Here is a 7,832-nt window from a genome sequence, read left to right as displayed (position 1 = left end):
CGGGCGGGTCAGAAGTCGGCGGGCACGCCGTGCTCCAGCGGGCGCAGCTGCAGGCCGCCGAGGTTCGCCGCCTGGCTCGCGTACAGGCCCAGCCCGATCGGCGACAGCAGCGCGTCGTGGATCGCGAAGCCCGCGCCCGGCCGCACGGCGCGCACGAAGTCGATCATCTCCTTGCTCGCCGCCCACGGGGCGCTCAGCGGCAGCGCGAGCACGTCCACGCCGGGCGGCGCCACGGCGTAGGTGTCGCCCGGGTGGAAGAGGGTGGGCTCGCCCTCGGCGCGCAGCAGCAGCCCGACGTTGCCCACGCGCGGCACGTCGGCGTGGATGAGGGCGTGCTCGCCGCCCACGGCCTCCACCGTCAGGTCGCCCACCACGATCGAGGACCCGGCGTGCAGCGCGGCGGCGTCGATGCCGGCCCCGCGCAACCCGGCCGCCGCCTGCGGCTCGGCGTGCAGCGCGGTGCGGTCGTCGGACTCCAGCAGCTGCGGCAGCTTTTCGACGTCGACGTGGTCGGGGTGCTGGTGGGTGACCAGGACGGCGTCCAGGCCCTCCAGCTCCTCGAAGCCGCGGCTGAAGGTGCCCGGGTCCAGCAGGACGCGGGCGCGGGGGGTCTCGACGAGCAGGCAGCTGTGCCCGTGGCGGGTGATGCGCATGGGCCCATCGTGGACCCGCACCCCCGGCGCGCGCAGGCCGGGGCGCGCGGCGGGTGACGTGGATATATCCGCGGGGTTACGTGGTGGAAACCTGACGTCCCTAGCGTGGTGCGCACCGCGGCCGCGGCGCACCCGCGCCGGACGCGGGTCCCCCCGGACCGCACCCGCTGGAGCAGCCATGACAGACGTGACACGTGCCGCGGTGAGCGCTCCCGCCGGCGAGGGCCACCACCTCGCCGGCGACGGCGTCGTCAAGGCCGGGTACCACCCCCGCCTGACGAACTCCGACCTCGCCCCGCTGCGCGAGCAGCGGTGGGGGTCGTACAACTTCTTCGCGTTCTGGATGTCCGACGTGCACAGCGTCGGCGGCTACGTCACCGCCGGCAGCCTGTTCGCCCTGGGCCTGGCCGCCTGGCAGGTCCTCATCGCCCTCGTGGTGGGCATCGTCATCGTGTACTTCCTGTGCAACCTCGTGGCCCGGCCCAGCCAGGCCACCGGGGTGCCCTACCCGGTGGCCTCGCGCGTCGCGTTCGGCGTGCTGGGGGCCAACGTGCCCGCCGTCGTGCGCGGCGTCATCGCGGTGGCCTGGTACGGCATCCAGACGTACCTGGCCTCCAACGCCCTGGTGCTGCTGGCCCTGAAGCTCTCACCCTCCTGGGCGCCGTACGCCGACGTCGACCAGCACGGCTTCCTGGGCCTGAGCACGGTCGGCTGGGCGGCCTACGGGACGATGTGGGTGCTGCAGGCGCTGGTGTTCTGGCGCGGCATGGAGGCCATCCGGAGGTTCATCGACTTCTGCGGCCCGGCCGTGTACGTCGTGATGTTCGCCCTGGCCGGCTACCTCGTCGTGGAGGCCGGGTTCTCGAACGTCTCGCTGAACCTCGGCGGCATCGAGCACACCGGCCTGGCCGCCGTCGGGGTCATGCTCAGCGCGATCGCCCTGGTGGTGTCGTACTTCTCCGGCCCGATGCTCAACTACGGCGACTTCGCCCGCTACGGGCGCAGCATGGCCGCGGTGAAGAGGGGCAACTTCCTGGGCCTGCCGGTGAACTTCCTGGTGTTCGCGGTGCTGTGCGTGGTGACCGCCTCGGCGACCGTCCCGGTGTACGGCCAGCTCATCACCGACCCGGTGGAGACCGTCTACCGCATCGACAGCGTCACCGCCGCCGTCATCGGCTGCCTGACGTTCGTCATCGCCACCATCGGCATCAACATCGTGGCGAACTTCGTCTCCCCGGCGTTCGACTTCTCCCACGTGGCGCCGCAGCGCATCAGCTGGCGCACGGGCGGCATGATCGCCGCGGTCGGCTCCGTCCTCATCACCCCGTGGAACCTGTACAACTCGCCCGAGACGATCCACTACACCCTGGACACCCTGGGCGCGTTCATCGGGCCGCTGTACGGCGTCCTCATCGCCGACCACTACCTGGTGAAGAAGCGCGTGGTCGTCGTGGACGACCTGTACACCATGGACCCGGCGGGCACCTACCACTACGTCAAGGGCTGGAACCCGGTGGCGGTGGGCACCACCGCGGCCGGTGCGGTCGTGGCGATGGCCGTGGTGTTCAGCGGCAGCTCCACCGCCGCCTCCTTCAGCTGGTTCATCGGCGCCGGCGTGGCGTTCCTGGGCTACCTGGCGCTGCGCAACTCCATCCCCCAGCCCGCCCCGCGGGCGGCGCGCCGGTGAGCACGCACGGCACCACGGTCCTCGTGGTGAACGTCAACACCACGGGGGCCGTCACCGAGGTGATCCGGCGCAGCGCCCTCGCGGCCGCCGCGCCGGGCACCGAGGTGGTCGCCCTCACCCCGCGCTTCGGTCCCGCCTCGGTGGAGTCCAACGTGGAGAGCCACCTGTCGGCCGTGGGCGTGCTGGACGCGGTGCTCACCCACGACGGGCGCTACGACGCCGTCGTGCACGCCGGTTTCGGCGAGGTCGGCCGCGAGGCGCTGCAGGACGTGCTGGACGTCCCGGTCGTGGACATCACCGAGGCCGCCGCGCACACCGCCTGCCTGCTCGGGCGCACCTACGGGGTGGTGACGTCCCTGGACCGCACCGCCCCCGCCATCCGCGACCGGCTGCTGCTGGCCGGGCTGGAGCGGCGCTGCTCGGGCGTGCGCAGCGTGGACCTGCCGGTGCTGGAGCTGGAGGCCGACCCCGAGGTCACCGCGAAGGCGTTCGTCGCGCAGGCCCAGCGGTGCGTGGAGGAGGACGGCGCGGAGGTCGTCGTCCTGGGCTGCGCCGGCATGGCCGGGCTGCACGGCGCCGTCCGCGACGCCCTGGCGGTGCCCGTCGTGGACGGCGTGGCGGCCGCGGTGCGCCTGGCGGAGTCCCTGGTGGCCCTGGGCCTGGGCACCTCGAAGGTGCGCAGCTACGCTGCGCCGCGGGCCAAGGAGGTGCGGGGGTGGCCGTGGCCGGCCGCCGCGGCGCGCGACGCGGGAGGTCGGTCGGGTGGTGCGGTACCCGGCGCCGGCGGGCGCCCCTAGTGCGCGGCCCGTGCTGGACGCGATCCGCCGCGACATCGTCGAGGGCGTCGTGCCGCCGGGCTCGGTGCTGGAGGTCGACGTGCTCGCCGCCGAGCACGACGTCAGCCGCATCCCGGTGCGCGAGGCCCTCATGACGCTCGTGGGCGAGGGCCTGGTGGAGCACCGCCTGCGCCGCGGCTACACCGTGACGCGGCTGGCCGACGGGGAGCTGGCGCAGCTGTACTCCGTGCGCGGGGCGCTGGAGCTGGCGGCGCTGGCCGTGGCGGTGCGCCACGTCGCCGACGAGGACGTCGCGGCCGCGGCGCTGGCCCACGAGGCGCTGCAGCGCGCCGTGCGCGACGGCGACGAGCGCGAGTACCACCGCGCCTCGCGCGCCTTCCACGCGGCGCTGACGCGCCCGTCGCGGATGCCGCGCCTGCTGGCGGTGTTCGACCGCGTCTGGGACCTCACCGACCCGTACCGGCCCATGGACGACCTCGGCGCGCAGGAGGCGGCGCGCCTGCACGCCGAGCACGGCGCGATGCTGGCGGCGTTCGCCGCCGGCGACGCCGGTGCGCTGCTGGCCGGGGCCGCCGCGCACCAGGAGAACCTGTCCGCCCGCGTGCGGGGGCGCCAGTTCGCCCCGCAGGCGCCGCCGGCCCCCTCGCGGCGGGCCCGGCGCAGGACCGGCGCCGGGCGGCACGCGCCCCCGGCTGGAGACGACCCGTGCGACGGGCAGGAGGTGGCCGTGACGGCCAGCGAGGGCAAGGCCGAGATCACCACGAGCGACCCGCGCGCTCTCGAGCGCGAGGTGGAGCTGCGCCGGGCGCAGCTGGCGGGGACGATCGACGAGCTGACCGACCGCCTGAAGCCCGCCGCGATCCAGAAGCGGGCGCTGGCCTCGGCGCGCGAGAGGGCGAGCGCCTTCGCCACGCACCCCGACGGCAGCCCGCGCACCGCCCGCCTGGCGGCCGTGGGCGGCGTCGTCCTGGGCGTCGCCGCGCTGCTGGTGGTGCGGGCGGTGCGCGGGCGCCGCTGACGCGCCGCCCGCACCACCAGCGCCCCCGAGCCGACCCGGCTGCGGGGGCGCTACCGTTCCGGGGGTGAGCACGCCCGCCGACCCCGCCCGCCTGCCCGTCCGGATGCTGCACGACCGCGTGCTCGTGTCCGCCGACGACGCCGGCGAGCGCAAGTCCTCCGCGGGCATCGTCATCCCCGCCACCGCCGCCGTCGGGCGCCGGCTGTCCTGGGCGTCGGTGATGGCGGTGGGCCCGCACGTGCGCCAGGTGCAGACCGGCGACCGCGTCCTGTTCGACCCGGAGGACAAGGCCGAGGTGGAGCTGGCGGGCAGGGGGTACGTGCTGCTGCGCGAGCGCGACCTGCACGCGGTCGCCGCACCGCGCGTGGAGGACGGCCAGACCGGGCTCTACCTCTGAGCGCGCCCGGCGCGCCCGCCCGCAGGAACGCCCGGTACACCCCGCTGGAGGCCGACGGGCCGCTGCCGTGGGACATGGTGCGCGCCGTGCCGGCCATCCGCCGCGCCCCGCACGAGTTCCTCGCCGGCGTCTCGCGCCGCTACGGCGGCACCGCCGCGATCCCGCTGCCGCGCACACCCGTCCTGGTCCTCAACGACCCCGCCGGCGTGCGCCGGGTGCTGGTGGACAACGCCCGCGGCTACGGCAAGGCGACGGTGCAGTACGGCGCCCTGGCCTCCGTCACCGGGCCTGGCCTGCTCGCCGGGGACGGCGCCACCTGGCGCCGGCACCGCCGGGTGGTGCAGCCGGCGTTCCACCACGGTTCCCTGGACGCGGTGGCCGGGCACGCCGTCGCCGCGGCGCGCTCGCTGCGCGCGGAGGTGGACGCACTGCCGCCCGGGCGGCCCCTGGACGTCGTGGACGCCGTCTCCCGCGCCTCCCTGGAGGTCGTCGGGCGCACCCTGGCCGCCGCGGACCTCTCCGGCGTGGCGCAGCGCCTCGTGGAGGCGGTGGGGGAGGCGCTGGAGCTCGTGGTGGGCCGGGCCTCCTCGCCGGTGCCGTCCTCGTGGCCCACGCCCTCGCGGCGGGCGCTGGCCGCGCGGGTCGCCGAGATCGACGAGGTGTGCGGGCGCATCCTCGCCGAGCGCCGCGCCCGCGGCGTCGAGGAGGGCGCCACCGACGTCGTGGGGCTGATGCTGGGCGCCGGGCTGGGCCCGCGCGAGGTGCGCGACGAGCTCGTCACGTTCGTCGTGGCCGGTCACGAGACGGTGGCCTCCTCGCTGACGTGGACCCTGGACCTGCTGGCGCGCGAGCCGTCCGCGCAGCGGCGCCTGCAGGCGGAGCTGGCCGAGGTGCTCGGCCCGCCCGGCGGCGCGCGCGAGCCGGTCTGGGCGGACCTGCCGCGGCTGCGCTACGCGCGCGCCGTGGTGGACGAGGCGCTGCGGCTGTACCCGCCGGCGTGGGTGGTCACCCGCCGGGCGCTGGCCGACGACGTGCTCGCCGGGGTGCCGGTGCCCGCGGGCACGCTCGTCATCGTCAGCACGTGGGCGCTGCACCGGGACCCGGCGCTGTGGCCGAGCCCGGGGCAGTTCCGCCCCGAGCGGTTCCTGGACGCGCCCCGCCGCGACGCCTACGTGCCCTTCGGCGCCGGCCCGCGCCAGTGCATCGGCCGCGACCTGGCGCTGGTGGAGGAGGTGTTCGTGCTGGCCGCGCTGCTGCGCGACCGCGCGGTGCGCCCGGTGCCCGGGCGGCGCGCCGGGGTGGAGGCGCTGGTCTCGCTGCGCCCGCGCGGCGGGCTGCGCCTGTTCGTCGAACCGCGCGGCGCCGGGGCGCCTCGGGACCGGGCCCGCGAGGGGGCGGGCTCGAGCTGCGCGACTTAGGGTGATTCTTCGTGGCTGCAAGTGACGACGTGCGGGTGCTCACGGCGCTGCGGACCCTGCTGGACCGCGCCCACCTCGCCAGCCCGGGCCAGCTGCCCGACGTCCTGGCCCTCGCCGGGCGAGAGCTGGGCTGGGAGGTGCTGCTGCACCTGGTCGACCACGAGCAGCGGGTGCTGCTGCCCGTGCCGCCCGCCGGCGCCGAGGCCACGCGCCCCCAGGCGGTCGACACCACGCTCGCGGGGCGCTGCTTCCGCGACGTCGAGCCCGTGAAGTGGTCCGGCGTCGGGCAGGGCGTGTGGCTGGCGGTCCTGGACGGCACCGACCGGCTGGGCGTGCTGAGGATCGCCCTCACCGACCCCGCCGAGCTCGACGACCCCGGCTTCGGGGACCGCTGCCGGCTGTTCGCCCACCTCGCCGGGCACCTGATCACCGCCAAGTCCAGCTACGGCGACGCCCTGACCCGCGTGCAGCGCCGCCAGCACCGCACGGTCGCCTCCGAGCTGCTGTGGCAGCTGCTGCCGCCGCTGACGTTCGCGTGCGAGGGGCTCGTCGTCGCCGGGGTGCTCCAGCCGGCCTACGCGGTGGCCGCCGACGCCTTCGACTACAGCGTCGTCGACGACGTGGCCCACCTGGCCCTCTTCGACGCCACCGGGCACGACCTCGCCGGCACCCTGCTGGCCGCGGTGGCGCTGTCCACGTACCGCAACCGCCGGCGCGAGGGCGCCGGGCTGCGCGAGACGGCCTTCGAGATCGACCGGTACGTCGCCGAGCAGGGCGGCGGGGAGAAGTTCGTCACCGGCGTCCTGGGCCAGCTGGACCTGGGCACCGGGCGGTTCCGCTACGTCAACGCGGGACACCTGGCGCCCCTGGTCATGCGCCGCGGCAAGGTCGTCAAGGAGCTCACCGGCGGGCACCGGGTGCTGTTCGGGCTGCCCGGGGTGGAGGACCCGGTGGAGGCGCGGGTCGGCGAGGAGGTGCTCGAACCCGACGACTGGGTGGTGCTGCACACCGACGGCATCGTCGAGGCCCGCGGCGCCGACGGGGAGCTGTTCGGCCTGGAGCGCCTCACGGACCACCTGGAGCGCTCCGCCTCGGCCGCGCGGCCGGCGCCGGAGACGGTGCGCCGCATCGTGCACGCCGTGCTGGCCCACCAGGGCGGCGTCCTGCAGGACGACGCCACCCTGCTGGTGGCGCAGTGGGCCGGCGGCGCCGAGCGGCGGATGCAGTCCGGCTGGACCGGCGCGGTCGAGCCGCAGCAGCTGGCGCCGCCGCACCCGCCCGGCGGCGAGCCGCTGCGCCGCTGACACCGCTCGCTCGTGCCGCACCGCCGGCACCGGTCGCCGGCACCGGTCGCCGGCACCGGACCGTCGCGGCGTCCCTCAGGGCATCTCCACCGTCTCCGCGCGGCGCACCTCCGCCAACGCGCCCTCCAGGTGCCGCGCCAGCGGCCGGCGGGTGGCCGCCACGACGTCGGCCACCACCAGCAGCGCGTGCCGCAGCACCGCCGCGTGCGCCGCCGGCGGCACCTCGCCGGCCTCGGGGTGCTCGCCCAGCGCGCCGACCAGCGCCACCACGAGCAGCTGCGGGTCCAGCCCGCCGAACCACGCCGGCGCCGAGCGGGCGCAGCGCTCCACGAGCGCTCGCAGGTCGTCGGCGTCCAGGCCGTCGGGGTGCAGCTCCTCCAGCGCCCCGCGCAGCACGTGGCCCAGCACGGTGCGGGCGGCGTCGGCGTCGAAGGCGGCCAGGGCGGCGCCCGCCTCCTCGAAGGCGGCGGCGTCGTCCGCGCCCAGCGCGCGCACCGCCGACGTCAGGGCGCGGGTGAGCACGGCGGGGTCGGTGGTGCGCGGGGGAGGGGCCACGAC

8 protein-coding genes are annotated in these 7,832 nt (G+C 76.5%); 6 read left to right on the top strand and 2 right to left on the bottom strand.

The genetic code is table 11. The features are described from left to right. Positions 1 to 8 precede the first annotated feature (8 nt). Entirely contained in the window at positions 9 to 653 is a 645-nt protein-coding gene (locus GTR00_RS09850; RefSeq protein ID WP_166611451.1) for an MBL fold metallo-hydrolase, read from the bottom strand. A 178-nt stretch (positions 654 to 831) separates the two neighbouring features. Between GTR00_RS09850 and GTR00_RS09845 the strand changes: the two genes are divergently transcribed. From GTR00_RS09845 to GTR00_RS09820, 6 genes are all read left to right on the top strand, one after another. After that, positions 832 to 2,340, top strand: coding sequence for an NCS1 family nucleobase:cation symporter-1 (locus GTR00_RS09845; protein ID WP_166611450.1), 1,509 nt, complete (start codon positions 832 to 834; stop codon positions 2,338 to 2,340). After that, a complete protein-coding gene (locus GTR00_RS09840) occupies positions 2,337 to 3,137 on the top strand; it encodes an aspartate/glutamate racemase family protein (protein ID WP_166611449.1) in 801 nt (266 codons plus the stop codon). The genes GTR00_RS09845 and GTR00_RS09840 overlap by 4 nt, the downstream gene beginning before the upstream one ends. A gap of 10 nt (positions 3,138 to 3,147) precedes the next feature. Continuing rightward, a complete protein-coding gene (locus GTR00_RS09835; RefSeq protein WP_166611448.1) occupies positions 3,148 to 4,155 on the top strand; it encodes an FCD domain-containing protein in 1,008 nt (335 codons plus the stop codon). 103 nt (positions 4,156 to 4,258) lie between these two features. Continuing rightward, positions 4,259 to 4,552: a GroES family chaperonin gene (locus tag GTR00_RS09830; protein WP_166611452.1), complete on the top strand. Its 294-nt coding sequence runs from the start codon at positions 4,259 to 4,261 to the stop codon at positions 4,550 to 4,552. Beyond that, positions 4,549 to 5,970 (top strand): cytochrome P450, encoded by a 1,422-nt coding sequence (locus tag GTR00_RS09825; protein ID WP_323132372.1) that lies wholly within the window; start codon positions 4,549 to 4,551, stop codon positions 5,968 to 5,970. The genes GTR00_RS09830 and GTR00_RS09825 overlap by 4 nt, the downstream gene beginning before the upstream one ends. 11 nt (positions 5,971 to 5,981) lie before the next feature. Then, positions 5,982 to 7,274, top strand: coding sequence for a PP2C family protein-serine/threonine phosphatase (locus tag GTR00_RS09820; protein WP_166611446.1), 1,293 nt, complete (start codon positions 5,982 to 5,984; stop codon positions 7,272 to 7,274). 75 nt (positions 7,275 to 7,349) lie between these two features. On the opposite strand, the gene GTR00_RS09815 is transcribed toward GTR00_RS09820, so the two are convergent. Next, positions 7,350 to 7,832 (bottom strand): hypothetical protein (locus GTR00_RS09815; RefSeq protein WP_166611445.1); only part of this gene is annotated, 483 nt, incomplete at its 5' end.

The organism is Kineococcus indalonis (assembly GCF_009906395.1).
Taxonomy (GTDB): domain Bacteria; phylum Actinomycetota; class Actinomycetes; order Actinomycetales; family Kineococcaceae; genus Kineococcus; species Kineococcus indalonis.
Note: the sequence above shows the minus strand (reverse complement) of the source record. Positions and strands in the feature narration are given on the sequence as shown.

Excerpts from the sequence above, each read along its gene's own strand:
- GTR00_RS09830 (WP_166611452.1), top strand. The coding sequence starts at position 4,259 with ATGCTGCACGACCGCGTGCTCGTGTCCGCCGACGACGCCGGCGAGCGC.
- GTR00_RS09850 (WP_166611451.1), bottom strand. The coding sequence starts at position 653 with ATGCGCATCACCCGCCACGGGCACAGCTGCCTGCTCGTCGAGACCCCC.
- GTR00_RS09845 (WP_166611450.1), top strand. The coding sequence starts at position 832 with ATGACAGACGTGACACGTGCCGCGGTGAGCGCTCCCGCCGGCGAGGGC.